This window comes from Palleronia sp., from assembly GCF_042089775.1.
Lineage (GTDB): Bacteria > Pseudomonadota > Alphaproteobacteria > Rhodobacterales > Rhodobacteraceae > Palleronia.
The window spans coordinates 1-25,192 of sequence record NZ_JBELKF010000048.1; the positions used below are offsets into that span (position 1 = coordinate 1).

Here is a 25,192-nt window from a genome sequence, read left to right on the forward strand (position 1 = left end):
CAAATCACTCATATCGCCCCCTCTTGTTCGAGGGCCGCGAATCATGCGGGCCGCAAAGCCTCAACCTGATTAATGGGTCCTGAGCGTAGCTGGAGAGGGCCGATCAGGTCTTGGGCAGGAGCGCCGCCGGCGCTGCGCAGCCCCTGGGTCGCCCACTATCCGGAAAAGCTCACGGGCAGCATGGCAAAGATCACGGACGCGGACAGGATGAGCAGGAGGAACATGCGGCCGATGCCGACCGGGCCGATCCGACAGGTGTCATTCGCGGGACCCCCGGCAATGAAAAGCGCGATCCGCGGAGCGAAGGCGATGGCGGCCGGCATCAAGCCCGCCGCAAGACGGCATGATATCGCCAGAGCGGCCATTGCAGCATGTCGGCGGCATCGCCCCATCCAGCCGCGTCCAGTGCGTTGGGCTTGGGTGCCGAGGATCACTTTCGTGGTGATACCTCACAGGATCGCCGGCAAAGCGGCCGAACTCGCGCGAATATATGCTAGAGGCTATGGGAGAGCGTCTCGGGGCGCCGCCCGAAGCAGGTCGAGGAGGCGGGACTGGGGGCGCGTGGGGGACCAGTTGGTTCGGTAGGTCAGGCCGATGGGCCGGTTCGGCCAGTCGGCGCGCACGTCGATCTCGGCGACGAGGCCCTTGGAAATCTCGGCCTGCGCCTGCTGCGCGGAAATGCAGCCGAGGTGGCGGTCGTCGGCGATAATCTCGCGCATGAGGAGGATCGAGCCCGCTTCGATGACGCTTTGCGGCGCGTCTGCGCCGAACCAGGCGTCGAAATGGGCGCGCGATGGCGTGCCGGCGCGGGGGACGACCCACGGCGCCTCGCGCAAGGCGGTGCGCTGGACGTCGGAGGTCCCGACGAGGGGATGACCCGGGCCGGCGATCACGGCGAGGCGGTCGTCGAACAGGCGCTCTTGCACCACGTCCCCGATCGGGGCGGGATCGCGCAGGGCGCCGACGATCAGGTCGATGTCGCCGCGCCGGAGGCCGCTCAGCAACTCGTCATAAAGGCCGTCCACGACGCGGATGGGCTGGGCCGGACGCTCGGCGTGCAGGGTCGACAGCGCGCGGGGCAAAAGGACCGAGCGCGCCATGGGAAGGGCGCCGATGACGATGCGGACGGCGGCGCCGCCGTCGAGCTCGGCCAAGTCGGCTTCGGCCAATTCGAACTCGCGGAACGCCAGGAGGGCGGCGCGGGCCACGTTTGCCGCCTGCCGCGAGGAGGCGAGGCCGAAGCTCGTCCTTTCGAACAGGCGGCGGCCGGCCTCGCGCTCGATCTGGGCGACGGCGCGGTGGACGGTGGGCTGTGTCAGGCCCATGCGGCGTGCGGCGAGGGTGTAATTCTCGGCCTCGTGGACGGCGATCAGCGCCTGCAACTGGGCCCGCGTCGCCGTGAGCCTTAGGCGGGGCGATACGTCGGCGAGCGCGGGATCGAGGATCGCGAAAGCGCGCGAGAGGCGCGCGGCCAGCACCTCGCCCCGGGGGGTGACGAAGAAGCCGGCGCTGGTGCGGTCGAAGAGCCGCCCGCCGCTGACGCGTTCGAGCTTGCCGATCGCCTGCGTGACCGCGGGTTGCGAGACGTGCAGCCGGTCGCTTGCCCGGGTCAGCGAGCGTGTCTCGGCCACGGCGAGGAACAGGCGCAGGTGACGCAGGTTCGCGGCGATCACAGCTGTCGCAGCACCGTGTCGAGACGGGCGAGAAGATCGTCTTCGCCCGGATCGGCCTCGAGCGCACCGATCCGCGCCTGCCAGTCGGCGGCCGCGGCGCTTATCCCGCCGCCAAGGCCAAGTTCGGCCACGGTGGTCGTGACCTCGCGCATCTCGGCTGCGCGGCGGGGGCCGTGGACCATCATCCGCTCGAGGTTGTAGGCCCCGCGCTCGCGCCAGTTCATCTCGGGGTCCGATGCCTCGAGCGAGGCCAGCACGCGGTCCTCGACCCCGGCGCGGCGGGCGGAGAGGAAGCATTCGGCCGTCAGCGCCTCGAGCCCCTTGATCATCACCGAGCGGATCATCTTGACCGCGCTGGCCTGTCCGACCGCGTCGCCCGACACCTCGGGGCGCATGTCGAGCGCGCGAAGCACCTCTGCCGCCGCTTCGGCGTGGGGCCCTGAGACCAGCAGGGGCACGTGGTGGCGCCTGGGGTGGACCGGCGCCATGACCGCCACGTCAACGTAGCGCGCGCCGGCGCCCTCGATCGCCGCAGCCGCCTGCCGCTTGGTGCCGGGCGCGCAGGAATTGCAGTCGAGCCACAGCGCCCCCGGTGCCAGCGCGGGGGCGGCGGTGCGGGCGGCGTCGAGCGCCTGGTCGGCGGTCACGAGCGAAAGGACCACCTCGGCCCCTGCAAGCGCCTGATCGATCGGGCCGCCGGTCACGTCGTGATCGGCAAGGCGGACCTGCATCTCGGCATCATCACGGATGTCGTAGGCGCTGAGCGTGCCGGGGCGGTGTGCGGCCCAGCCGTTCACGAAGGCGGTCGCGGCCTCGCCGAAGCCGACGAATGCAAGATGTCCGGGGATGTGTGTCATGGCCTGTCCTTTGGGGCAGAGGATGCCTGTGCGGCCGTCCTTGCGCCACCCTCAATAGCCGTAACTTATGAGGTCGCACAGGCTTCCGAATGGACCTTCACCCGCCCCGCGTGTGAATTCGGGTCCGACGCGTCGAGAGGAGAACCGCCCATGACCACGCCCAAGACCGCCCTCGTCATCTCGGCGCATGCCGCCGATTTCGTCTGGCGATGCGGGGGCGCGATCGCGCTGCACGCGCAGAAGGGCTATGACGTGACGGTCCTGTGCCTGTCCTTCGGCGAGCGTGGCGAAAGCGCCAAGCTGTGGAAGCAGGAGGGGATGGACCTGCAGACGGTCAAGGACGTGCGCCACAAGGAGGCCGAGAACGCCGCGAGGGCGCTGGGGGCGCATGACCTCGTGTGCCTCGACAAGGGCGACTATCCGCTCGAGCTGGACCGCGACGACAAGAGCGAGATCGTCGACGTCATCCGCCGCGTGCAGCCGTCCTTCATGCTGTCGCATTCGCAGTACGACCCCTACAACACCGACCACTCCTACACGACGCAAGTCGCGCTGGAGTGCCGGATGATCGCGCAGGCCTGGGGGCACAAGCCGGGCGAGAAGGTGCTGGGCGCGCCGCAGCTCTACCTGTTCGAGCCGCACCAGACCGAGCAGATGGGATGGAAGCCGGACACGTTCCTTGACATCACGCCGGTCTGGGACAGGAAGCGCGCCGCGATCGAGTGCATGGAGGGGCAACACCACCTCTGGGACTACTACACCCGCGTCGCCGAGAACCGCGCCAACCACTTCCGCCGCAACTCGGGCGGGCAGGCGGGCGGGCGCGACTGCAAGTATGCCGAAGGTTTCCAGTCGATCTTCCCGCGCACGGTGGACGAGCTGTGACCAGCGACATCGCCCATCTCGGCCATGTCGAGTTGCTGACGGACATGTTCGACGAAAGCCTCGACTTCTTCACCCGCGTCTACGGGCTGAAGCTGTCGGGCGACGATGGGACAAGCGCGTACCTGCGGGCGTGGGACGACTACGAGTTCCACACGCTCAAGCTCACCCGCTCGCACCGGACCGGGGTGGCGCATGTCGGCTATCGGGCCTCCAGCCCCGAGGGGCTGGAGCGGCGGGTCGCGGCGATCGCGGCGTCGGGCTACACCACCCACGGCTGGGTCGAGGGCGACGTGGCCCACGGCCGCGCGTTCCGGTTCGAAGACCCGTTCGGCCACGTGTTCGAGATCTACTACGACACGCGCTGGTTCAGGGGGCAGGATGCGGACGCGCCCGCGTTGAAGAACACGGCGAGCGCCTTCACCGGTGCCGCACCGCGACGGATCGACCACCTGAACCTGCTGGCCGAGGACGTGACCGAGTTCCGCCGCTTCATGGAGACGTGCCTGGGCTCCCGCGTGACCGAGCTGATCCAGCTGGATAACGGGCGGATCGGCGGGTGCTGGTTCACGGTCAACAACAAGACCTACGATCTCGCCTGCACCGAAGAGCACGGTCGCGGTAACGGCCGTTTGCACCACGTCACCTACGCCACCGACCAGCGCGAGGACATCCTGCGCGCCGCCGATATCTTCTTGCAGAACGGCGTCCATATCGAGACGGGGCCGCACAAGCACGCGATCCAGGGGACGTTCTTCTTGTATGCGTGGGAACCTGCAGGCAACCGGGTCGAGCTTGCCAATGCCGGCGCGCGCCTGATCCTGGCGCCCGACTGGAAGCCCATCGTCTGGACCGAGGCCGACCGCAAGAAGGGCCAGGCCTGGGGCCTGAAGACCATCGAGACATTTCACACCCACGGCACCCCGCCGGTGAAGGAGGACTGACATGGCATGTGTCGTGCAGAACATCGAACGCGCCGACCGCGCGGTGATCGACAAGCTGGGGCAGGCGGGTGTCGCCACGGTCCACGAGGCGCAGGGGCGGATCGGCTGCCTTCAGTCGCATATGCGCCCGATCTATCGCGGCGCGCAGATCGCGGGCAGTGCGGTGACGATCAGTGCTCCTCCGGGGGACAACTGGATGCTGCATGTTGCCATCGAGCAGGTGCAGGAGGGCGACGTGCTGGTCCTTGCGCCGACCTCGCCCTGCGACAACGGGTATTTCGGCGACCTGCTGGCGACCTCGGCCATGATGCGCGGGTGCCGTGCTCTGGTGATCGACGCGGGGGTGCGCGATGTCCGCGACCTCGAGCGGATGGGCTTTCCGGTCTGGTCCAAGGCGATCAGCGCGCAGGGCACGGTGAAGGAGACGCCGGGCTCGGTGAACGTTCCGATCGTCTGCGCGGGTCAGGCGATCGAAGCCGGCGACGTGATCGTGGCCGATGACGATGGCGTCTGCGTCGTCCGCCGCGCCGACGCTGCCGCGGTGCTGGAAAAGGCAGAGCGACGGCTTGCCAAGGAAGAAGAGAAGCGCCGGCGCCTCGCGGCGGGGGAGCTTGGCCTCGACATCTACGACATGCGCGGGCGGCTGGCCGAAAAAGGTCTGGAATACGTCTGAAGCGCTGGAAAGGTTGACGCCATGGACGGAATACCCTGCCTGTGGATGCGCGGCGGCACGTCGAAAGGCGCGTATTTCCTGGCCTCCGACCTGCCGACGGAGCGCGCCGCGCTCGACGATATTCTGCTGCGCGTGATGGGATCGCCCGACGCAAACCAGATCGACGGGATCGGGGGCGCGGACCCGCTGACCTCGAAGGTGGCGATCCTGTCGCCCTCGACCCGCGACGATGCGGACGTCGACTACTGGTTCCTGCAGGTCTTTCCCGACCGGCCGCTGGTCAGCGACGCGCAGGGCTGTGGCAACATCCTTGCCGGCGTCGGGCCTGCCGCGATCGAGCGGGGGCTGGTCGCCGCCACGGGCGCCGAAACTCGGGTCAGGATCCACATGGTGAACACGGGCGAAGTGGCCTCGGCCACCATCCAGACGCCCGGCGGGCGCGTGCGCTATGACGGCGACGCGGCCATCGACGGCGTGCCGGGCACGCACGCGCCGATCCCGCTGATGTTCGACGACGTCTCGGGGTCGATGTGCGGGACGCTGCTGCCGACGGGGCACGAAGCCGACGAGATCGACGGCGTGGCCTGTACGCTCATCGACAACGGGATGCCCTGCATCGTGATGCGCGCAGACGCCTTCGGCCTGAGCGGAGTAGAGACGCGTGCGGAATTGGAGGCGAACGCCGCGCTGAAGGAGCGGGTCGAGGCGATCCGCCTGAAGGCGGGCCACCTGATGACGCTGGGCGACGTGAGTGAGAAATCCGTGCCCAAGATGTTCCTCGTCAGCTGCGACGCCGACGGTGCTGCGCTGATGACCCGCTGCTTCATTCCGCACCGGGTGCATGCCACCGTTGGCGTCTTTGCCGCGATCACAGTCGCCACCGCCGCGACGCTGCGCGGCAGCCCGGCCCACGAGGTCGCGCAACTGCCGGAAGGCACGAGCGTCCGCGTCGCCCATCCCGGCGGAGCGGCCGAGGTGCTGCTCGAACGGGACGACGCCGGCCGCGTGACCCGGACGGGCACCCTGCGGACGGCACGGAAGCTGTTCGACGGCATGGTCTTTCCCCGGGCGTGACAAAGGCGGCGCACGCAGCGATCCGCCGTCTGCCTGCCTTGTGAGGCTTGGACCGCCTCGAGGCAGCGCGCTGGCACGGCGACATCTTTCCGCTCGCTCGGGGTCTGAATCTAGGCAGCCGCGCATCCTTGGGCGCTGGCGACAGGCGGGAGCCGGCTCGTGCGAAGCGTCTTGTAGAGAGGGATGCGAATGGACTCAGGAGCCGCGTTCGCGCCGACGCGCGTTGAACATCACGCGACAGCGGATCCTGCGGAGAGGGTGCTGCTGAAGCATGTCGCGCCAGCGCCCTTCGTCTTCCGCTCACTGGTCAGGTGGCCGCGCCGCGCTTCCGGCCACGCCGCCGCAGGTTGGCGAACGACAGGAAAGCGCACCCGGTGAATAGCGCGCGCTTGCATTAAAACGCGTGCCGGCTATTGAATGGATATCATTAGATTCGAATTCTTCTTGCCGGCCGTATTTTTATCGTGGGGGCAATCATGACCGTTTACAGCGGTGATTGGGGAAATAATTTCTGGACGCTTACGTCTGCGGACGGCAGCAGCTCGGTCGACGGAAAGGGTGGCACCGATAGGCTGACGGTCGATTGGTCGGACCTGACGGGGCAGCAGTCCGGCTTGTGGGATGGCCGGTGGCGCGGGAACCTTCTGAACGATGAAGCGGGCATCTCGATCGGCTTCCGAGAGATCGAGAAGATGATCGTGAAACTCGGTGGTGGGAACGACACCTTTGAGTTGTACAGCCACGGCATCTTTACGGGAGATTTCAACGGTGGAGCCGGAGTGGACACGTTTATTGGCCACTTTGGTGCATCTCGGATCGATATCAGTTTCACGCTCGACCATACCGACGGCGCGACCTCGACCTTTGTCGGCCAGGGCACGACGATTTCGCAATTCGAACGGGTTTGGCTGCGCGGCGGGCAAGGCGATGACAGCCTCACCGGCGGAGATTACGACGACACGCTGCTCGGCGGGAGTGGCCGCAACATGCTGGCCGGTGGAGCCGGAAGCGATTACCTGGGCGGCGGATACCTGGAGGACACGCTGCATGGCGGAGCTGGGCATGACCGCCTGTACGGCGGCGACGGCGGCGACGACCTGAAAGGCGACGCAGGGAACGACACGTTGGAAGGCGGGGACGAGAGCGATACGCTCGGCGGTGGTGAGGGGGACGACCATCTGCTTGGCGGGAGTGGCGGCGACAAGCTCTATGGTGGCCTGCAGGGTAGCGATCATCTCGATGGGGGGAGTGGCGCCGATTACATGAACGGCGGTACCGGTGACGACGTCTACGTCATAGACAACGTCAATGACGTAGTGGTCGAGTGGGCGGACAAGGGGCGCGACGAAATCCAGACGACCCTGCGGACCTACGTTCTTGCCACCAACTTCGAAGACCTGACCGGGCTTGTTTCCAAGGGTCAGGTGCTGACTGGCCATGATTTCGCCAATTCGATCAAGGGCGCTGAGGGAGACGACACGCTCTACGGCGAAGGAGGCGATGACACCCTCGGCGGAGGGGATGGGATCGACCATTTGTTCGGCGGCGCAGGCAACGACGATCTCTATGGGGGAGCTAGCGGGGACGACCTGCTTGTGGGCGGACTGGGCGCCGACCGGATGTTCGGCGGTTCGGGCAACGATACCTACCTTGTCGACAGTCATTCGGACCAGGTGACGGAATGGGCGCAGGGCGGCCACGACACCGTGATCACCAGTCTCGACAGCTATGAGCTCGGGTGGTCCGTCGAAGACCTGAAAGGCGAGTCGACTACGGGTCAGCGGCTGACCGGCAACGACGCGGCTAACCTGATCACCGCCGGCAGCGGAGACGATGCGCTGGCGGGATTGGCGGGTGATGACGTGCTTTTCGGCACTGAGGGAGACGACAGCCTTTCGGGGGGAAATGGAAGCGACTCGCTCGACGGAGGTTCGGGTGAAGACGTTCTGCAGGGCGACGGCGGACGTGACGTCCTTGACGGTGGCCTTGGCAACGACCGGATGGTCGGCGGCACAGGGGACGACACATTCGTCGTGAATGAGCGTGGCGATGACGTTGTTGAAGCGTTCGGTGGCGGTTCCGACACCACGGAAACCGGTCTGAAGTGGTACGCCTTGCCGCAGCAGGTGGAGACGCTGTTAGGCACCTCCGATGCGGGGCAGCATCTTCAGGGCAACGATGGTGACAACGAGATTGTGGGCGGCGAAGGCGCTGATGTCCTGAAGGGCGGGCACGGCGCTGACCGTCTGGTCGGCGGTGGCGGCGAAGACATCATCCACGGCGGGGGAGGTGCCGATCACCTGATCGGGGGTGCCGATGCCGATGCTTTCGTATTCACTACATGGGAGCTGGGCCGCAGCGCGTCGAGCGCGGACATCATCGAGGATTTCAGTCGTACCGAGAATGACATCATCGACCTAATGAACATCGACGCCGACATCTCCCGGAGCGGGAAGCAGGCGTTCGATTTCATCGCGACGTCTGCGTTCAGCGGAACCGCGGGAGAATTGCGCTGCGAACGGGCGGGGCGCATGACGCAGGTCGAGATGGATCTCGACGGTGATGCCAACGCGGACTGCTTCGTCCTGCTTGAGGGTAACTTGGCAATTTATGAGACGGATTTCGCTTTATAGGATGCGGTAGAGCAGTCCACAGCTTGCGGCATCACATTGTGCCGCAAGCATCGCCGAAAGGCTCTGACACTTCTCTTGCCGCGATCGGACCGCCGATTTCGCCACCCTGTCAGTAAAAGTCGTGCGCGCGAGCAGCGGCATGACGTGTTGGAGCTCGAGCTTGGCCGAAGCTCGGGAAATTCTCTTCCTCAAGACAATCTTCGAATCTCGCAAAATTCTGATGGGCTGAAAGCAGGAGGCTCGTAGCGGAATGAGTTGCCAAGTCAGAAAGTTGCCGCAGTCCGCTCGCGTTTCCCGGTTCGGGTGAGGAGGCGGCCATGACGAGCGAGCGGAGCAGGGGGGTGGACGAGCTGAAGGCCGTGCGGGCCGAGAGCCGGGGCCTGTTCTTCGCTGTCGGCGTGTTCTCTTTGTTCGTGAACCTGCTGATGCTCACCGGGCCGCTCTACATGCTTCAGGTCTATGACCGCGTACTCGGTTCGCGGTCCGAGGCGACGCTGGTCGCGCTCACGCTTCTTATGGCGTTCCTATTTGCGGTCATGGGTGTTCTGGACGCGGCGCGGGCGCGAGTTCTCTCGCGGATCGGGGCGCGGTTTCAAAGCAAGCTGGATCGGCGCGTGTTCCACGCGATGATCCTTGGCGCCGCCCGCGCGCCCGGCGCCGGGTCGACGCCCAATGGCCTGGCCGATCTTGAGGCAGTGCGACGGCTTCTGTCTTCGACGGTGCTGACGGCGTTGTTCGACGTGCCTTGGACGCCGATCTTTCTCGGCATCATCTTTTTGTTTCACCCGCTTCTCGGCGCGCTCGCACTTGCTGGGGTGTGCGTTCTTGTTGTCGTGACGCTGCTTAACCAGCTGCTCTCGCACGGAGCGCATGCGCGTGCGCAGGGCGCAGTTTATCGCGCACAACGGATGTCTGACCGCCTGCAGTCGGATGCGGAAAGCATACGCGCGCTCGGGATGCAGGAGGCTGCTTTCCGGCGATGGGACCAGGTCCGTGCCGTTTCGTTGCACGAGGGGATGCACGCGGCGGAGACCGTCAGCACGTTCTCCAGCGCGACGCGCACACTGCGGCTGTTTCTACAGTCGCTGATGCTGGGCCTTGGCGCCTGGCTGGTGCTGCAAGAGCAGATGACCCCCGGTGGAATGATCGCGGGATCCATCATGATGGGCCGCGCTCTGGCGCCGATCGACCTTGCGCTGAACCAGTGGCCGCTGGTGCAACGCGCGCGTCAGGGTTGGGCGGGGCTGGCAGACCTACTCGGGCGCGTCGGAGTTGAACCCGCGCGGACAGAACTGCCAAAGCCCCGCGCCAGCTTGACCGTCGAGCAGCTGACGGTGATTCCGCCGGGGCATTCGCAGGCGACCCTGCGCATGCTGTCCTTCAATCTTGCGCCCGGCACGGCGCTGGGCGTGATCGGCGCCTCGGGCAGCGGGAAATCGACGCTGGCACGCGTACTGGCAGGTGCCTGGCGCCCTGCGGGGGGGCGCGTTCGGCTGGATGGTGCGACACTGGACCAGTACGCGCCGGATGCCTTGGGCCGCCATATCGGATACCTGCCTCAGAGCGTTCAGCTCTTCGAAGGGACCGTAGCCGAGAACATCGCGCGTCTTGATCCCGACGCGCCTTCCAGCGCCATCGTCGCCGCCGCGCTGTTGGCGGGAGCGCATGACATGATCCTGCAGCTGCCCGAAGGCTACGACACGCCTGTGTCCCAGGCCGGTGGACGTCTTTCGGGAGGGCAGATCCAGCGCATCGGTCTTGCGAGAGCGCTCTTCAACGACCCTGTCCTTCTGGTGCTGGACGAGCCGAACTCGAACCTCGACAATGAGGGAACGCAGGCGCTCGGCGCGGCGGTCGCCCATGTCAAGGCGCGCGGCGGCAGCGTTGTCATTATGGCGCATCGTCCTGCGGCGATCCAGCAATGCGAACGACTGCTGATGCTGGAGGGGGGCGTCCGCCGCGCTTTCGGACCGAAGGACGAGGTGCTGCGCCAGGTGACGCGAAACCATCTGAACATCGCGGGCGGCACGGTTTCGGGAGGCGCGTCGTGATCGAGGCTGAGCGGTGGCCTGCGCGCGGGGCGATCTGGTCGGGCGTAACTGCCCTGATCCTGCTGGTGGCCGGGTTCGGGTACTGGGCCTCGTTTTCCACCCTTTCGGGCGCCATCGTCGTCCAGGGGCAAATTGAGGCCGAGCGCAACCGCCAGGTTGTGCAGCATGCCGATGGAGGCATCGTGACCAAGCTTTTGGTCGAGGAAGGCGATCTCGTGAAGAAAGGGCAGACGCTCGCCCTTCTGGATAGCGCACTTCTTGACGCGCAACTGGCGGCGGCACAGACGCAGCTGGTCGAGTATCGGGCTCGTCGGGCGCGCCTGGAGGCCGAGAGCGACGGGACGAGAGGGGTGAGTTTCCCGACCGATCTGCTTCATCTGGCGGAAGCCGATCCGCAGTTGGCCGAACTGATCCGGGGCCAGTCCAGCCTGTTCGATGCGCGGAGGGAGACCGCCCGAAGCACGTTGGTTCAGCTTGAGGGGCAGCGGGCGCAAATCTCGCAGCAGATCGGGGGAATAAACGCGCAGCTTGCTTCCCTCGACCGGCAGGTCGTCCTGATTTCGGACGAACTCCGAAATCAGCAGTCCCTCCTGGATCGAGGTCTTGCGCAAGCCAGTCGTGTTCTCTCCCTTCAACGGGAGGCTGCACAACTGGAAGGCCGTGCCGGCGCACTCGTCGCGTCACGGGCCGAGGCCGGTGAGAAATTGACCGATATCGGCAATCAGGAACTGTTCTACACCGTGCAACGCCGCGAAGAGGCCGTTGCTGAGTTGCGCGACGTGCGCCTGTACGAAGCGCAGATGGTCGAACGTGTTGCTACGCTCGAGGCGCAGCATTCGCGCACGGGTATCACGGCGCCCTTGGGCGGAATCATTCACGACCTTGCCGTCTTCGGACCGGGCGCGGTGATACGCGCCGCGGAACCGATGATGGCGATCATCCCGACACATCGACCGCCAGTGATCCGCGCCCGCATCCCGCCGGTTCACATTGACCAGGTTGCACCGGGGCAGCCGGCGATACTTCGGTTCACATCCTTCGACGCGCGCACCACGCCGGAGCTGCACGGCCTGGTATTGCGGGTCTCGGCCGACAGCTTCACCGACGAGACGACACGAGAGCCGTTCTACAGCGTCGAAATATCGCTGGATCGCGATCAGCTGGAGCGTCTGCCAGAGGGGCTGTTTCTTCTGCCGGGGATGCCCGTTGAAGGGTATCTGCGCACCAGCAACCGCACCCCGCTGGCTTACTTGCTGCAGCCTCTCACCGACTATTTCAACCGTGCGCTCAGGGAAGGTTGATGATTGCCGATGCGAACGGGTCAGAGCAGTTTCGCTGGCGGATGAGAGAGAAAGGCGAATCGAAGAGACCGGCAGCAGCATCTTTATGACTGCAGAGCGCAGTCGCAGCCGCAAGTCGACCTCAAGGCCTTCGGCACGGTGACGAAAAGGTTGGCTCGCGCCTGAAGGGCACGTCGAGGGTGAAGCGGCCGTCGTTGCCGAGGCACTGGCGGGCCGACCGCTGATCTTCGCTCCGGCATTTCCGCCCATGGGTCGCGGTCGGAACATAGAGCGAGTCGAGGGCAAGGGTTTCCTGAACCCATTCCCCTTGCGCCGCTTGTTGACCGATCCGTGTCTCGGATATCGTCAGTGATGGGCAATTCGGCGCGTTGATTTCCACCACCGAGTCGACTCTCTCGGTCGACGCGCGCGGTCTCGCTTTCGCGCTCGCCCGCCGACTTTTCTCGGGAAGCCCGCCTTCGTCGCTCCTTTTGCGCCGTCCGACTCTATTGGCCATGGGGTCGCGCGAAGCAGGAGTATAAGATGGTGCCGGATGCCGCCGCCGCGCGGAGCCGATCGTTGCCCGCCGACAAGGCCTATCACTCGCTTCTCACGCGCATTCTCGCGAGGAGACTACGGGGCCTTGTGGCACAAAGTGACTACTGACCGGACTTCCCCTTTCTCCAGATGCACTTAGCCCACGGCCTTCGTGACGGGTATGCCGGGTGCGGTATAACCGTTCAGATGGCAATGCTGACCTGGGCCTCGGCGACCTGGCGGTCGAAGTCCCGCGCCATGAGGCGCTGCCCCAGCAGTTTCATGCAGTTCATCTTTGTCTCGGCACGGCTTCGGCGGTGGTATCCACTCCTGTTTCGCCAGATCGCCCGGCCATTTCGACGTTCGGAGGCCTCGTTCCGTGCTACCTTACCGGCCGTGGTCGGCTTCCAGAGTTTGACGGCTCGGACGGGGCGGAATGACGGCGTGGGCGCCTCTGTCCGCGATGGCTGTGGCAATTGCGCGTGTCATAGGCGCCGTCTGCGGTCACGCTGCCGTTCTCCTGATCAGGAGGGATCCGGCTGAGCAAATCAGGCAGCACCGGCGCGTCGCCGATGTGGTTCCCGTCCACTGGTTCTTTCGGACCGTCGCCGGTGGTTGCTCGAACCACTGGCGCAATCACCGGCAACCATTCGCCAGTGAGCTTTCAACCGCCCGGATCGCCAGCGTCTGCTCGTCGATCCCGAGGTGGATCTTGCGCCAGACGCGTCGTCTGGTGCCGTCATGCTTGCGCGCGTGCCACTTATCACCCGGCAGGCGATTGCGCAGCAATCTGCCGAGAGGGCGCCTTCGCCCTCGACCTTGATCCCGGTGCTGTCGACCGACCAGCAGGTGCAATGGGTCTCTGGAGCCGCGGCAGGGGATGTTCACGGCGAGGGTCTTCTGGCGACGTGACAGGGTGCTGAAGTCTTGCACAGTCCAGTTTAGGCCGACCAGCTTCAACAGGCTCTGCACGAAACCCATGATCTGGCGCAACGGCATGCCGAACAGCACCTTCATAGTAAGGCATCGCTGTAGGTCTGCTGGCGGCCGCGCTTGCCGGTAGGCGCGGCATCCCACTTCATCTCCGGGTCGAACCAGATCGTCAGTGAGCCCCGACGTTTGAGCGCTCGTTAGAGGCTGGCCAATTCGTCGTCTTGTAGATCGTGGGCGCGGGCCTGCTTATGTCCGCCAGCTACCATGCTGGATTCCCCGGGGTGAATCCTTCACGTGCTTTGTGCAACAGAACCAGACTACGGTATAGACGGAAAGCTGCCATAAACCACCACTCAGTTCGGCTTTCGCGGCCGGTGCCGGTGCTGCCCTGGATCGCCTGCGGGAAGAGGGGCTGGTCTGCGCTCGCCAGCGTGCCGGCAATTTCGTTCGCAATGGAAAGAAGAACCAGCTTGGCTACACGAAAGTCGAGACGATCGCGGACATCCAGCGATGCTACGAATCCGGGCGAACGGTGGATATCGATGCAGCCGGTCTCGCTGCCGCACGGGGCGATGGCCTGCGCACCATCGCTCACGCTTCGCAGAGCATCAAAATCGGCGTGCTAATGCTGCAGACCAAGGACGAGCGGGCAAATGGTTCTACCTGCCGAGTTCATCGAGTATTCGGAAGGCAGCCGGATCCTGTTCCGGCCCATCGAGACTACCCTGGTGGCCTTTAGCTACGGTAGGTGAACTGGCCCCTGTAAAGCGGAGCCGCTCGATCTTCCACGTGGATCGATGCATAACGAGGCGGGGAAGACACTGGAGGTTCCATGCGACGCGACGATCTGGGTGCGCGGCCCGACTGGAAGAAGAAGGCCGAAGAGGCCGGCTTCGGCTATACCTTCGTGGACGGCGCGCTCTACTGGGACGAGGCCAAGGCCTACGCCTTCACGCTGGAAGAGATCGAGGAGGGGTTGGAGCGCCCCGCCGAAGAGCTTCACCAGATGTGTCGAGAGGCGGTGGCCGAGGTTGTCGCGTCCGAGGAACTCATGGAGCGGCTGCAGATTCCGCAGGCGCATCGCGACCTGGTGGCCGAAAGCTGGGGCGCGGGCGAGCCGGAGCTCTACGGTCGGATGGATTTTTCGTGGGGCGGCGAGGGGCTTGCGAAACTGCTGGAGTACAACGCCGACACGCCCACGACGCTGTACGAGACGTCGGGCTTCCAGTGGCACTGGCTCGAGGACATGATCGCCGCCGGCCGTCTGCCGGAAGGTGCCGACCAGTTCAACGGAATCCACGAGGCTCTCGTCGCCCGCTTCGCCGAGATCTGCGACCCAAACACCGAAATTCATTTCGCGGCCTTCGCCGACGCGGTCGAGGATTACGCCACCGTTGAAGCCATCGCCTGGGCCGCGCGCGAGGCGGGGATGGGCGCGCATTTCACCGACATCCGCAAGATCGGCGTGACCGACACGGGCCAGTTTGCCGATGCCGAGGACCAGGTGATCGGCACACTTTTCAAGCTCTACCCGTGGGAGGACATGCTGCGAGACGATTTCGCCGATGCCATCGCCGGCGCGAATGTCCGCATCATCGAGCCGGCATGGAAGGCGATCCTGTCGAACAAGGGCATCCTGCCGGTCCTGTGGCGCATGTTTCCCGGCCACCCGAACCTGTTGCCGGCCGTCTTCGCGGACGAGGATGCCGAAGCGCTTGGCCCGGATGTGGTCGAAAAGCCGATCTTTTCGCGCGAGGGCGCGGGCGTCCGCATCCGCGCAGGTGACGACAGCGAAGCCTCGGCCGATACCGCCTACGACGCTCATCCCCGCATCCTGCAAAGCTACGCGCCCCTGCCGCGCTTCGGCGACGACTATGTCATGTGCGGCGTCTGGATGATCGGCGCCGAGGCGCACGGGTTGGGCCTGCGCGAAGATGTGTCGCGCATCACGCAGGATACATCCCGCTTCCGTCCGCACTATATTGAGCCGTGACATGACCAGAGAACGCCCCCGCAAACGCGCCCGCGCCACCCGCCTCGTCCTCCTGGGCTCGGCCGCCTTCGGGCTTGCCGCTTGCCAGGAAGAGCAGGTCGAAGCCACCGTCTTCCCCTCGGTCGAGGAATGCCGGGCACTGGCGGACCTGCCCGAGAATGACTTCACCGCCGAAGACTGCGTCGAGGGCTTTGAAGAGGCACAGGCGGTCCATGCCGAAAGCGCTCCTCGTTACGAAGACCAGGCGCTCTGCGAGGAACAGCACGGCGGCGAATGCGTGGCCGAACAGCGCCCGGGCGGCGGTTCAATCTTCCTGCCGCTGCTGGCGGGCTACATGATCGGCAACATGCTGGGCGGTCGGGGACTGGCCGCACAACCGCTCTACCGGACGGCCGGGGGGCGCTATGCCACGCCGTCGGGAGGCACCAGATTGTCGGGCCTGCGTGGCACGACGCAGGTGCGCCCCGCCTCGTTCTCGGCCAACCCAAGCACACGCACGGCCGCACCGCTCACGCGATCCACCGTGAACAGCCGCGGCGGATTCGGTGCGTCCCGCACCGGCGGTGGCTTCGGCAGCCGCAGCTTTGGCGGCTGAGGGCGGGGCGCTTTCTGAGCGTAGGGTAGTGCGGCCTTAGCGGTGGGCTGGGGGCGATGCTCGTTTCGCGGCGGCTCGTCGCGGGCCAGCGCCGGCGCTTGGCGCTCAGGTCTCACCTCCGCACCGGTGGCGATGGTACTTGGCCTGACATTATCCGTTTCGCTCTGATGCCGTCGCATCGGTAGCGGTGAGGGGAACATTGGACCCGATCAACCGTTGCGCCCGGAACAGATCAGGACAGCTATCATGAGCCTCAAGAGAATACTTGGAACGATGCTCGCGACCCGCATGGCCGGACGCGGTCGGCGGCGAGGGTCGCTTGGAACGGCGGCGATGCTTGGCGGTCTGGGCCACCGTCGGCGCCGGGGGATGGGCGGCAAGCTCGGTGTGGCAGCACTCGGGTACATGGCCTACCGCGCGTATCAGGACCACCAGTCGAAGGCGGGCACGTCGTCCAGCGGTTCCGGTTCCGCGCGTGGCGGAAGTGGTATCTCCGGCATGGTTCAGGACGCGATGAACACCCTCACCGGCGGTTCGCAACCGCAGACGGGCAGCGATTCGGCCGCCGCAAACGAGGAGGACCTGCGCGAAGAGGCGCAGGCCGCAGAGAGCATCAGCGATGACAAGGCGCTGCTTCTCATCCGGGCGATGATCACGGCCGCCTATTCCGACGGATCGCTTTCGACGGACGAGCGACAGCGGATCATGGGCCAAATTGACGAGGCAGGCGGCGACGCCGACGACCGCGCCGTCATGGAACGCGAGATCGCGAACCCCAAGCCGCTGGACGAGCTTCTTGCGCAGGTAAACGACGAGGAAACCGCCGAAGAATTCTACATGACTTCGCGTGCGGCCGTGGACGGCGAGAGCGCCGCGAACCAAGCCTACCTCGCCGAGTTGCAGCGGCGGCTGAAGCTTTCGGATGAGCAGGTTGCCGAAGTCGAAGAGTTCGCCACCTGACACCCGTCCTCGTGCAAGACTGAAGGACTTTTGCAGTGTCGCCGGGGTATAGCAACGCCGGCGGCGCGCATTGCATCGCTGCTCGCGAAAAGTCCTTCGGGGTTGATCCTGTACCTGAACGTCAAGCCTCGGACCCGTGCCACGTGCTTGAGCAGCCGCGGACCCCGGGCATGTGTGCCAATCGCGTCGACCGTCGTCTCTGCTCCTCGACGTCGCCGGCACCGGTCTCCTATTCCACGGACTGATCGCTTCGGCCCTGAACAGGCAGAGGGTCGTTCATGTGAGGGCAGAGATGACCAACAGGTTCAGGATGCCTTTTGGATAGTGGTTCTCCACACACACACGCGAGGAGCGCTGTAGAGCCTTTTCTCTCCGTTCTTCATTCCCGGCGCTTCTCATGGCCTCCCTGCAATCACACCAGTCGCCGGAAGGCTTCGGGAACAAGGCGGCCAGCCTGCTGTTGATGAGCCTTTAGTCCCTTGGGGTACCCTCCTCCTGCGCACCCTGCTCAAGGCCGTCCAACCGGAGAACGACATGGAGAGACGCCCCCTGACCGCCGGCATTTTCGGCGGGATCTTTGCTACGCTGCTCGTCGTGGTCGTCGTCTGGCTCGGCGTTGCCTATAGCGGCGCCTACAATGTGGCGGCCACTGACAAGCACGCCGACGCGGTTCGATGGACGCTGGAGACGACAATGCGCCGATCCGTCTCGAGCCGGGCGGATGATGTGGATCTGCCCGAGATCACCGAGGAGTTCATCGCGGAAGGCGCGGATCGCTATTCGGAAAGCTGCGTCCAGTGTCACGGCGCCCCCGGCAAGGAGCCGGCGGGCTGGTCGCGCGGCATGCGGCCCGAGCCGCCGCACCTGGTCGAGGCGGCGACGGAATGGAGCACCGAAGAAATCTACTGGATCGCCGAGAACGGCATCAAGATGTCCGGCATGCCCGCCTTCGGCCCCCAACGCGGGCCGGAGGAAATCGCGGCAATCGCCGCCTTTGTGTCGGGATTGCCCGGCCTGACCCCCGAAGATTACGCGGAACTGACGGGCGGCGGCCATGGGCACCACGACGGGGCTGCCACTGTCGAATGACCACGAAAGCGAGGTAACACATGTCCTACAAACGCTTCGGCCTGATGATCCTCACCTCAACGGTGGTGATGTTCATCCTGATGTACATCAACACCTACGCGTGGGAGCACATCTTCTACTCCGAGACGCGCACCTACATGGCGATCCTGATGGGCGCCACGATGGCGGTCATCATGCTCGCCTACATGCTGGGCATGTACTCCAGCAAGAAGCTCAACATCGCGATCTTTGCAGGCTCGATCGTGGTCTTTGCCGTGGCGCTGTGGCTGGTGCGCAGCCAGGTGACTGTATCCGGCCCAAGCTACATGCGGGCGATGATCCCGCACCACTCGATTGCGATCATGACCTCCGAGCGGGCCCAGATCCGCGACCCGCGCGTGCGAAAGCTTGCCGACGAGATCATCGAGGCGCAACGCCGGGAAATCGCCGAGATGCGCTATCTGATCGCCGAAGTCTCGTCAGACGATGTTGTGGAAAGCATCTATCAGGACCCGCCGGCTGCGCCAGGCAACGTCGAAGATGCCCTTTCCAACACCTTGATCAGCCAGCTCGACCTTGCGCCGATGGCCGAGGCTGAAGCCGACCAGGTTCTCGATGCAGAGGCGGTCTGCACGTTCAATCGCAGCCCCGAGACACATCCGGTCTTCTGGACCGGTCAGGATCTGTCGGATGCGGCGATGAAGCTGAACGGCGTCCTCGTGCCCCTCGATGGCACCGGCGAGACAGCGGATGGCGGCATCGTCTTCGAGGCTCCCGGCGCGACAGTGACCGTCGACCCGCTTGGAGAAGACGCCGACTGGCGGTCTGATGCCGAACTGGTCTTCGAACTCGAGCAGGGGCTGACGGTCGGCTACCGCGGCTTTTGGTCCTGCGCGGGCTGAGGGAAGCGCGGCCACAGGAGAAACGCAGTTCCACATGGCGGCAGAACGAAAAACTGCCGCACTTTTCGGATGGTGATGCCCACAGACGCCTGTCCTCAGGACCTCGAGTTGATGGATCGGTTCGAGCCCCGAGATGTGATGTCGAGGATAATCATCTCGAAATCCGGGAAGATACCGATGCCTTCAAGGAGAAGCACAAGGTAGACACGACTCCCCACACCTTCATCGACGGCGTCCGCATCGGCGGCTTCGACGACCTGCGCGGGTGTTTCGGGCAGCGGGGCCGAAAGGGGACGAGACGACCTGCCAGCCGGTCGGGGAGGCGCTCGGGCGTTCTCATCGTGGCCGGAGCGCTTCTATGGATTGGAGAGCGCCGGTGCCGCTCTTCATCGGCACCGATCTCGGTGAACAAGGCTTTCTGCGTCGATAAGCTGAAGTTGAAACGCCTTCTCGTGGGCAACTCGATAACGAGCCGGTGGGGCTTCGTCCCTCTCGCTGAGAACCCGATGATGATTGCGATGGCGATCTGAATGCCAGCTTGGACGGCCTAGCTCCTCTAAAGCGCCGTCGCTACGTCCGCTCAGGCGGTTGCGATCCTCCCATCATCATCGTCCGGCCAATGCGGATGCGATCAAAGATCGGCGCTCCCGCTCACTGCGGATGACTTGCGACGTCAGCCCGCTGTCGGCTCACCCGCATCGACGGCGCCTCAGGACCTGCGCAAGGGTTTTGCCGCGTCAGGCGCCCGTCGCGCTTCGCTGGATCGAGCTTCGCACCCGCGGAGGGGGCGGTGAACTGCTGTCTCATCAAGAGTGACCGCTCCCGGACAAAATGAACCTCCGCGCCCTCACAATGCTCAGTTTAGCAGGTCGTCTCTTGCCCAATCTGTCTGGCGATCACTCCGCCGTCTGGCGAGCTGCGTCTGCGGGGGCATCCGCGATCAGACGAAGACCAGACACATGTCTCACCTTTCATGCGGCAAGCAGACTCGATGCACACTATGTCTGGCGCCTGCGGTGTCCGATCGACGCGTTCGCAAGCCCGGAAGCGGCAGCGCGCGCCTCTTGTCTGGTGGAAGGAAGCATGCCCTCCTAAGCAATTGGCCTTCAACCGCACAGTGTCGGTTCAGGCATCGCGCAAACACCTTTCGCTCTCGCAGAGAGCTTCGGATGCCGTGCGGACATGCTGTTCGACCCTAGCCGGACCATCCCGGTTGTCGTCTTCGCCGAGAGGGCACGCACCGTCATTCCGACGAGGCTCTCGGATCGAGAGCTCCAGATCCTGCCTCGGCGTCCTATTGGCGCCGATTTTGAAGCCGTTAGCTATGACATCGCCCAATTCCGAACCGGCGCGGTTCGCGGGATGGATAGCGATGTCCCGGCCGTGTCCGACAACACGGTCACCGGCCTCGGAGCGGTGCCCGACGATCACGTCTGCGGCCTGGGCAGCGTCGACTAGCGCGTCGAACCCTCTGATCTGATGTAGCCTCCCCGGCAAGATTGGCCGAGATCCGCCTTTTCCTCGAACTCGGCCGGAATGGCCGGCCGAGGATCCTGCCGCGATCCCTTTATCAAGAGGTTCATGGTCAGAGATGCCGTTGTCGAGTTCCTGCCCGAGGAGCTCCATGAAAGTCTCGGGCATCTGTGATTGTTAGCGCATGGACCTCGAGGAGGAGGATGCTGAGCAGCGTCAGGCCGATCGTGACCGCAACCGGGATCAGGGCAGGGGACCCGCTGCCGGACGCCGGCCGATGAAGCCGTAGAAGAGCAGTCAAAAGATGAAAGTCATCACATAGGTGCCGAAAACGAACCGGATCTGCCGGTTCGCATGAAGGTGCGGACGAGGCGCGGCCCGAACTGGCTCGCTGCGAGCGTCAGCACGATCATTGTGAGAGTAGACTGGGCCGCTCATGCCGGCCGCGCCGCCAACGGTTGGGATAAGGGCCGCCATTGAGGTGGCGGCAATGCCCATGAGTGCCGGAACGAGTCAGAAGCTGGTGCTGGCGGCATCCCCCTGGGCCGATAGAAATGCACCGGCTCGCCCTGCACTGGTTCGCTTGACGTGGTTTGGCCTCGCCGTGACCTCGGATGATGATCTCGCTGAAAGAACAGGATCGCGCCACCCGCACTGACGAATGTCAGGATGAGGCTTCAGAAACAGCCGATGGTCAAAGGTCCAAACCGGCACAACACGGAACGTCGGTTGGACATAGCGCGTTCAGCGGACGCAAGCCGGCCCATAGCAGCCGTTGGAGGTCTTATTTATGCAGCTTAGCTGCGTTCAGTACGTCATGAGGCCGTTCCGTGCGGTCCGCGCGGGCTGGACGGATGGTTTGCGCCGACGCATTGATCAGATATCCGGGCGCGCGAGAAACAAATCGAGAGTAAGGGCGGCGCGGGACCGGGCTCTGGGGCGGTAGGGAAGAAGTATGAGCTTGGACGATCAGACGGCGATCTTGCGCCCTGGGGAGACCTGCTGGCGCATCGAGCGGGCTGAACGGTTCTCGGTTATCGTGGACGCGGCACGCTATTTCGCAGTGCTGCGTTCCGTGATCCGCAAGGCACAGCACAGCGTGATCATGATCGGCTGGGAATTCGACACGCGGATTTCGCTCGACCCGCTGGCGGAGGACGACACCCCGGAACGCCTGGGCAAGTTCCTGAGCTGGGCGGTCAGGCAGCGTCCCGACCTGAAGATCTATCTCCTGGAATGGGATACGGGCGTGCTTCGAGCCTTGGGAAGGGGATCGACTCCCTTGAGGATCGCCGACTGGATTTCCGAACGCCGGATCAAACTCAAGCTCGATCATGCTCATCCTGCCGGAGCTGCGCATCATCAGAAGATCGTCGTAATCGACGACGCGCTTGCCTTCTGCGGCGGGATCGACGCGACGGCGGACCGGTGGGATACGCGCGACCACGAGGACGAAAATCCGCTGCGCAAGCGGCCGACGACCGGGCGGTACTATAAACCCTGGCACGATGCGACAGTTGCCGTCGATGGCGACGCCGCCCGCGCACTGGGCCAGCTTGCCCGCGAGCGCTGGAAGCGCGCAACGGGCGACGACATATCAGCCCCGCCACGGACGCGGTCGCTCTGGCCAGAGGACTTGACGCCGACCGTGTCAGAGGTCGATGTCGCTATCTCCCGCACGGCACCTCCGTATGGCGAGCGCGCCGCGGTGCATGAGATCGAGGCGCTTTACCTCGCGATCATCGCGGGAACGCGGCGAACTCTCTACATCGAGAGCCAGTATTTTGCGTCGCGGAAGCTAGCCGAGGCCATCGCCGCGCGGCTGCGAGAGCCTGCCGGGCCCGAGTTCGTGATCATCAACCCCGTGACGGCCGACGGTTGGCTCGAGGAAGAGGTGATGGGATCGTCGCGCGCGCGGCTCCTGGCGATGATAGGCGACGCCGACATCTATGGGCGCTTCCGCCTCTACACTCCGGTTGCGCAAGGGGGCACGCCCATCTACGTGCACGCGAAGATCGTGGTGATGGATGACCGGCTGTTGCGGATCGGGTCGTCCAACCTCAACAATCGCTCGCTTGGCTACGACACCGAGTGCGATCTCTCAATCGAGGCGCAACCCGACGATCCCGAAGAGGGAGCTTTGCGGCAGCGGATCGGTGCGCTGCGCACGGACCTGCTCGCCGAACATCTCGGCGTGTCGGAGTCCGCTGTCGATATGGCCGTGGCAAAGGCGGGCGGATCACTCATCGGCGCAATCGAAGCCTTGTGCGGGGAGGGCCGGACGCTCGCTCCGTTCGAGCCGCCAGAGCTCAACGCGACCGAGGACGAGGTTCTGGGCGAGAGCGATCTTCTCGACCCCGAGCGTCCGCGGCATCGCTGGCGCCCGTTTCGCTTGTCCCGCTTGTTGCCTGGGGGCGCGAAATGAGCTCGAACGATCCGTCAGAGCAAAAGCAGGCAAGGGAAAGCGCATTCCCGTCGCCGTGGGGCTCCCTACAACTCATGTTGATTGCCGTTGCTGTCGTGGTCGGCGTCCTCGTGGCGTGGCAGCTTGCGCATGTTCTATTGCTCGCCTTTGGTGCCGTCCTCTTCGCGGTCCTCCTGCGTGCGCTGACCAACCTCATCACGCGATACACGCCGCTGGGTGACCGTTGGGCTCTGGCAATATCAGCGGCCTTCGTCGCACTTCTCATCGCGGGCTTCATGACGCTGCTCGGCGCGCAAATCAGGGCAGAGTTCGAGACTCTGATCGAAGGGATTCCCGATCTGATCAAGGCCGTGGAAGAGACGCTTGGCGTATCGGGGCTAAGGGAGTGGGTAGAAGATCGTGTCAGCGGGATGGCGAAAGATGGCGACATGGTCGGCAGCATCGCCGCATACTCCGGAGCCTTCATCACCGGCTTTACCTATGTCCTTCTTGTCGTATTCTCCGGATTGTACCTTGCGGCTGATCCCCAGCTTTATCGGCGCGGCCTGGCTGCCCTGTTCCCGCGGCAGTACCGACAATCCGCCGAGGACGCGCTGGGGGCGACGGGGAACGCCCTGACGCTCTGGTTGATCGGCAAGCTCGTCGCCATGGCTCTGGTCGGGGCCCTGACGACGGCCGGGCTCTGGCTGATCGGTGTGCCGTCCGCTCTGGCTCTCGGGTTTGTCGCAGCTCTGCTTGAATTCGTGCCCTTCGTCGGTCCGATCCTCGCAGCCGCTCCGGCCATCGCGCTTGGGCTGACCGAAGGGCCGACGACCGCGGTGCTGGTTCTCGGCCTCTACGTCGTCATCCAGCAGGTGGAGGGCAACCTGATCACGCCGCTGGTGCAACAGCGCGCGGTCGATCTGCCGCCGGCATTGACGATGTTCGCAATCCTTGCCTTCGGCGTCCTGTTAGGGCCCCTCGGAATCCTTCTCGCAACCCCACTCGCGGTCGTGTGCTATGTCCTCGTCAGCAAGCTCTGGATCCGCGACGTCCTGAAGGATAGCAGCAAGGTGCCCGGTGAGGAGGGATCTGCTCGCTGAGAAGTGCGCGGAGCTTTCCCAAGCATCCCAAGGAAGGTCTGCGTGTCTCCCAGGGTTTCTCTACAACTCCCGATGTCTCTCCGACACCAGGGCGACGCCGGACAGGCCGGACTTGGCCGGCCTATTTCCGAAGGAGCTGGCGTGAGGACGTTCAAGCTGCCGCATCTGTTCGCCGCAGTCGGAATGCTGAGCCGCCCGACGTATTGACTGCAAGAGTGGTCGCCTCTTGTGCGATCGCACTGCAAAGCGCCTAAGCGGCGCGAAAAGAAGGGAGAGACAGATGACGATGCGAAATTCGACAGCACTCGCGCTGGTTTCGAGCCTTCCGGCGGCACCGGCCTTTGCTCAAGACGCAAGTCAGGCGCTTGGCGACGCTGAAGTGATCGACTTGGCGGAATGGAACGCCGAGGACGTTTACACGCGCGGCGTAAGTGCCGAGCGTTACTTGGATGATATGGAAGTTTACGGCCAGAACGGCGACGAGATCGGTGACGTCGAGGATCTCATGATCGACCCCGACGGCCAAGTGATAGCCTTGATCGCCGAGGTCGGCGGCTTCTGGGATATCGGCGACACGCATGTCAGCATCCCGTTCGATCAAGTCCAGGTTGCGGAAGACGGCGAAGGTATCATTGTCTCGATCACCGAAGAGACCGTCGACGAATACGGGTTCTTTGGCGATGCCGAAGAGCCGGAAATGGTCGAAGGCGAGACCTTGGAAAGCGACGTTGTAGCCGGTGTAGACGACACGCCGATCCCGCGTGCGTGGCGAGCAAGCGAACTGATCGGGACTACGCACGCCTCCGCGATGGTGATAGCTTCAGAAATTATGACTATGTGAGCGATCTGATCCTGAGCGACGGACAGGTGAGCGCGGTCGTGGTGCAGCCTGCAAACGCGTTCGGCGCAGGCTACCGGGCTTTCTCCTATCAGGACTATGGCACCGGCTGGACTGCGGGCAGCGCCAACTATGACATACCGTACACGGAGCAGCAGGCGGCTGAGGTCGTTGAATTCGACTACAACCGGCTCGAATAACGCTGATCCTTCCAAGCAGATTTGGAACGGCCTTGCCTAGGCCCTGTTGACAAAAGGGGATTCACGTAGGCTCTGGACTCATAACCAGAAGATGACGGTAGCGGCGAGGGCGATGGCCG

General features: G+C 64.6%; 21 protein-coding genes and 1 pseudogene. 17 read left to right on the forward strand and 5 right to left on the reverse strand.

Translation table 11 applies throughout. From position 1 onward, the window contains the following. Window positions 1-155: 155 nt before the first annotated feature. From ACFDS3_RS12325 to ACFDS3_RS12335, 3 genes are all read right to left on the reverse strand, one after another. Window positions 156-323, reverse strand: coding sequence for a hypothetical protein (locus ACFDS3_RS12325; protein WP_375262650.1), 168 nt, complete (start codon window positions 321-323; stop codon window positions 156-158). A 177-nt stretch (window positions 324-500) separates the two neighbouring features. Next, window positions 501-1,673 carry a LysR family transcriptional regulator gene (locus tag ACFDS3_RS12330; RefSeq protein WP_375262651.1) on the reverse strand — a complete coding sequence of 391 codons (1,173 nt, stop codon included), beginning with the start codon at window positions 1,671-1,673 and terminating at the stop codon, window positions 501-503. After that, window positions 1,670-2,530, reverse strand: coding sequence for a DUF1932 domain-containing protein (locus tag ACFDS3_RS12335; RefSeq protein WP_375262652.1), 861 nt, complete (start codon window positions 2,528-2,530; stop codon window positions 1,670-1,672). The genes ACFDS3_RS12330 and ACFDS3_RS12335 overlap by 4 nt, the downstream gene beginning before the upstream one ends. A 150-nt stretch (window positions 2,531-2,680) precedes the next feature. Here ACFDS3_RS12335 and ACFDS3_RS12340 point away from each other — a divergent pair, with 150 nt between their 5' ends. The 7 genes from ACFDS3_RS12340 to ACFDS3_RS12370 all read left to right on the forward strand — a co-directional run bounded on the left by ACFDS3_RS12340 (window position 2,681) and on the right by ACFDS3_RS12370 (window position 12,088). After that, a complete protein-coding gene (locus ACFDS3_RS12340; protein WP_375262653.1) occupies window positions 2,681-3,415 on the forward strand; it encodes a PIG-L deacetylase family protein in 735 nt (244 codons plus the stop codon). Beyond that, window positions 3,412-4,356: a VOC family protein gene (locus tag ACFDS3_RS12345; protein WP_375262654.1), complete on the forward strand. Its 945-nt coding sequence runs from the start codon at window positions 3,412-3,414 to the stop codon at window positions 4,354-4,356. Before ACFDS3_RS12340 ends, ACFDS3_RS12345 begins: the two co-directional genes overlap by 4 nt. Window position 4,357: 1 nt before the next feature. Continuing rightward, complete coding sequence (locus ACFDS3_RS12350; RefSeq protein ID WP_375262655.1) at window positions 4,358-5,029, forward strand: 4-carboxy-4-hydroxy-2-oxoadipate aldolase/oxaloacetate decarboxylase; 672 nt, start codon at window positions 4,358-4,360, stop codon at window positions 5,027-5,029. A 21-nt stretch (window positions 5,030-5,050) separates the two neighbouring features. Continuing rightward, window positions 5,051-6,103, forward strand: coding sequence for a 4-oxalomesaconate tautomerase (locus ACFDS3_RS12355; protein WP_375262656.1), 1,053 nt, complete (start codon window positions 5,051-5,053; stop codon window positions 6,101-6,103). 476 nt (window positions 6,104-6,579) lie between these two features. Beyond that, window positions 6,580-8,736, forward strand: a complete 2,157-nt coding sequence (locus tag ACFDS3_RS12360) for a calcium-binding protein (protein WP_375262657.1) — start codon at window positions 6,580-6,582, stop codon at window positions 8,734-8,736. Window positions 8,737-9,053: 317 nt separating this feature from the next. Continuing rightward, entirely contained in the window at window positions 9,054-10,787 is a 1,734-nt protein-coding gene (locus ACFDS3_RS12365) for a type I secretion system permease/ATPase (RefSeq protein ID WP_375262658.1), read from the forward strand. Then, window positions 10,784-12,088, forward strand: coding sequence for an HlyD family type I secretion periplasmic adaptor subunit (locus ACFDS3_RS12370; protein ID WP_375262659.1), 1,305 nt, complete (start codon window positions 10,784-10,786; stop codon window positions 12,086-12,088). Before ACFDS3_RS12365 ends, ACFDS3_RS12370 begins: the two co-directional genes overlap by 4 nt. Window positions 12,089-12,760: 672 nt before the next feature. Here ACFDS3_RS12370 and ACFDS3_RS12375 read toward each other — a convergent pair. Together ACFDS3_RS12375 and ACFDS3_RS12380 are read right to left on the reverse strand one after the other, a co-directional pair. Further along, window positions 12,761-13,787: pseudogene (locus ACFDS3_RS12375) on the reverse strand (IS5 family transposase). 9 nt (window positions 13,788-13,796) lie between these two features. Then, window positions 13,797-14,132, reverse strand: a complete 336-nt coding sequence (locus tag ACFDS3_RS12380; RefSeq protein ID WP_375262660.1) for a hypothetical protein — start codon at window positions 14,130-14,132, stop codon at window positions 13,797-13,799. Window positions 14,133-14,369: 237 nt separating this feature from the next. Here ACFDS3_RS12380 and ACFDS3_RS12385 point away from each other — a divergent pair, with 237 nt between their 5' ends. The 10 genes from ACFDS3_RS12385 to ACFDS3_RS12430 all read left to right on the forward strand — a co-directional run bounded on the left by ACFDS3_RS12385 (window position 14,370) and on the right by ACFDS3_RS12430 (window position 25,073). Further along, window positions 14,370-15,530: a glutathionylspermidine synthase family protein gene (locus ACFDS3_RS12385; protein WP_375262661.1), complete on the forward strand. Its 1,161-nt coding sequence runs from the start codon at window positions 14,370-14,372 to the stop codon at window positions 15,528-15,530. A 1-nt stretch (window position 15,531) separates the two neighbouring features. After that, window positions 15,532-16,125, forward strand: coding sequence for a DUF1190 domain-containing protein (locus ACFDS3_RS12390; RefSeq protein ID WP_375262662.1), 594 nt, complete (start codon window positions 15,532-15,534; stop codon window positions 16,123-16,125). A 246-nt stretch (window positions 16,126-16,371) separates the two neighbouring features. Further along, complete coding sequence (locus ACFDS3_RS12395; RefSeq protein ID WP_375262663.1) at window positions 16,372-17,085, forward strand: tellurite resistance TerB family protein; 714 nt, start codon at window positions 16,372-16,374, stop codon at window positions 17,083-17,085. 534 nt (window positions 17,086-17,619) lie between these two features. Next, on the forward strand, window positions 17,620-18,174 hold the full coding sequence (locus ACFDS3_RS12400) for a c-type cytochrome (protein ID WP_375262664.1): 555 nt from the start codon (window positions 17,620-17,622) through the stop codon (window positions 18,172-18,174). A 20-nt stretch (window positions 18,175-18,194) separates the two neighbouring features. After that, entirely contained in the window at window positions 18,195-19,055 is an 861-nt protein-coding gene (locus tag ACFDS3_RS12405) for a DUF305 domain-containing protein (RefSeq protein WP_375262665.1), read from the forward strand. 1,182 nt (window positions 19,056-20,237) lie between these two features. Beyond that, entirely contained in the window at window positions 20,238-20,513 is a 276-nt protein-coding gene (locus ACFDS3_RS12410) for a hypothetical protein (RefSeq protein WP_375262666.1), read from the forward strand. A 970-nt stretch (window positions 20,514-21,483) separates the two neighbouring features. Beyond that, window positions 21,484-22,953 (forward strand): phospholipase D-like domain-containing protein, encoded by a 1,470-nt coding sequence (locus tag ACFDS3_RS12415; RefSeq protein ID WP_375262667.1) that lies wholly within the window; start codon window positions 21,484-21,486, stop codon window positions 22,951-22,953. A gap of 74 nt (window positions 22,954-23,027) precedes the next feature. Beyond that, window positions 23,028-24,035, forward strand: coding sequence for an AI-2E family transporter (locus tag ACFDS3_RS12420; protein WP_375262668.1), 1,008 nt, complete (start codon window positions 23,028-23,030; stop codon window positions 24,033-24,035). A gap of 280 nt (window positions 24,036-24,315) precedes the next feature. Next, a complete protein-coding gene (locus ACFDS3_RS12425) occupies window positions 24,316-24,876 on the forward strand; it encodes a PRC-barrel domain-containing protein (RefSeq protein WP_375262669.1) in 561 nt (186 codons plus the stop codon). Continuing rightward, complete coding sequence (locus ACFDS3_RS12430; RefSeq protein ID WP_375262670.1) at window positions 24,873-25,073, forward strand: hypothetical protein; 201 nt, start codon at window positions 24,873-24,875, stop codon at window positions 25,071-25,073. The genes ACFDS3_RS12425 and ACFDS3_RS12430 overlap by 4 nt, the downstream gene beginning before the upstream one ends. Window positions 25,074-25,192: the final 119 nt, after the last annotated feature.

Coding starts and splice junctions, on each gene's coding strand:
- ACFDS3_RS12340 (WP_375262653.1), top strand. CDS start 2,681: ATGACCACGCCCAAGACCGCCCTCGTCATCTCGGCGCATGCCGCCGAT.
- ACFDS3_RS12355 (WP_375262656.1), top strand. CDS start 5,051: ATGGACGGAATACCCTGCCTGTGGATGCGCGGCGGCACGTCGAAAGGC.
- ACFDS3_RS12350 (WP_375262655.1), top strand. CDS start 4,358: ATGGCATGTGTCGTGCAGAACATCGAACGCGCCGACCGCGCGGTGATC.
- ACFDS3_RS12415 (WP_375262667.1), top strand. CDS start 21,484: ATGAGCTTGGACGATCAGACGGCGATCTTGCGCCCTGGGGAGACCTGC.
- ACFDS3_RS12365 (WP_375262658.1), top strand. CDS start 9,054: ATGACGAGCGAGCGGAGCAGGGGGGTGGACGAGCTGAAGGCCGTGCGG.
- ACFDS3_RS12405 (WP_375262665.1), top strand. CDS start 18,195: ATGTCCTACAAACGCTTCGGCCTGATGATCCTCACCTCAACGGTGGTG.
- ACFDS3_RS12360 (WP_375262657.1), top strand. CDS start 6,580: ATGACCGTTTACAGCGGTGATTGGGGAAATAATTTCTGGACGCTTACG.
- ACFDS3_RS12410 (WP_375262666.1), top strand. CDS start 20,238: ATGCTGTTCGACCCTAGCCGGACCATCCCGGTTGTCGTCTTCGCCGAG.
- ACFDS3_RS12395 (WP_375262663.1), top strand. CDS start 16,372: ATGAGCCTCAAGAGAATACTTGGAACGATGCTCGCGACCCGCATGGCC.
- ACFDS3_RS12385 (WP_375262661.1), top strand. CDS start 14,370: ATGCGACGCGACGATCTGGGTGCGCGGCCCGACTGGAAGAAGAAGGCC.
- ACFDS3_RS12325 (WP_375262650.1), bottom strand. CDS start 323: ATGCCGGCCGCCATCGCCTTCGCTCCGCGGATCGCGCTTTTCATTGCC.
- ACFDS3_RS12425 (WP_375262669.1), top strand. CDS start 24,316: ATGACGATGCGAAATTCGACAGCACTCGCGCTGGTTTCGAGCCTTCCG.
- ACFDS3_RS12390 (WP_375262662.1), top strand. CDS start 15,532: ATGACCAGAGAACGCCCCCGCAAACGCGCCCGCGCCACCCGCCTCGTC.
- ACFDS3_RS12400 (WP_375262664.1), top strand. CDS start 17,620: ATGGAGAGACGCCCCCTGACCGCCGGCATTTTCGGCGGGATCTTTGCT.
- ACFDS3_RS12335 (WP_375262652.1), bottom strand. CDS start 2,530: ATGACACACATCCCCGGACATCTTGCATTCGTCGGCTTCGGCGAGGCC.
- ACFDS3_RS12420 (WP_375262668.1), top strand. CDS start 23,028: ATGTTGATTGCCGTTGCTGTCGTGGTCGGCGTCCTCGTGGCGTGGCAG.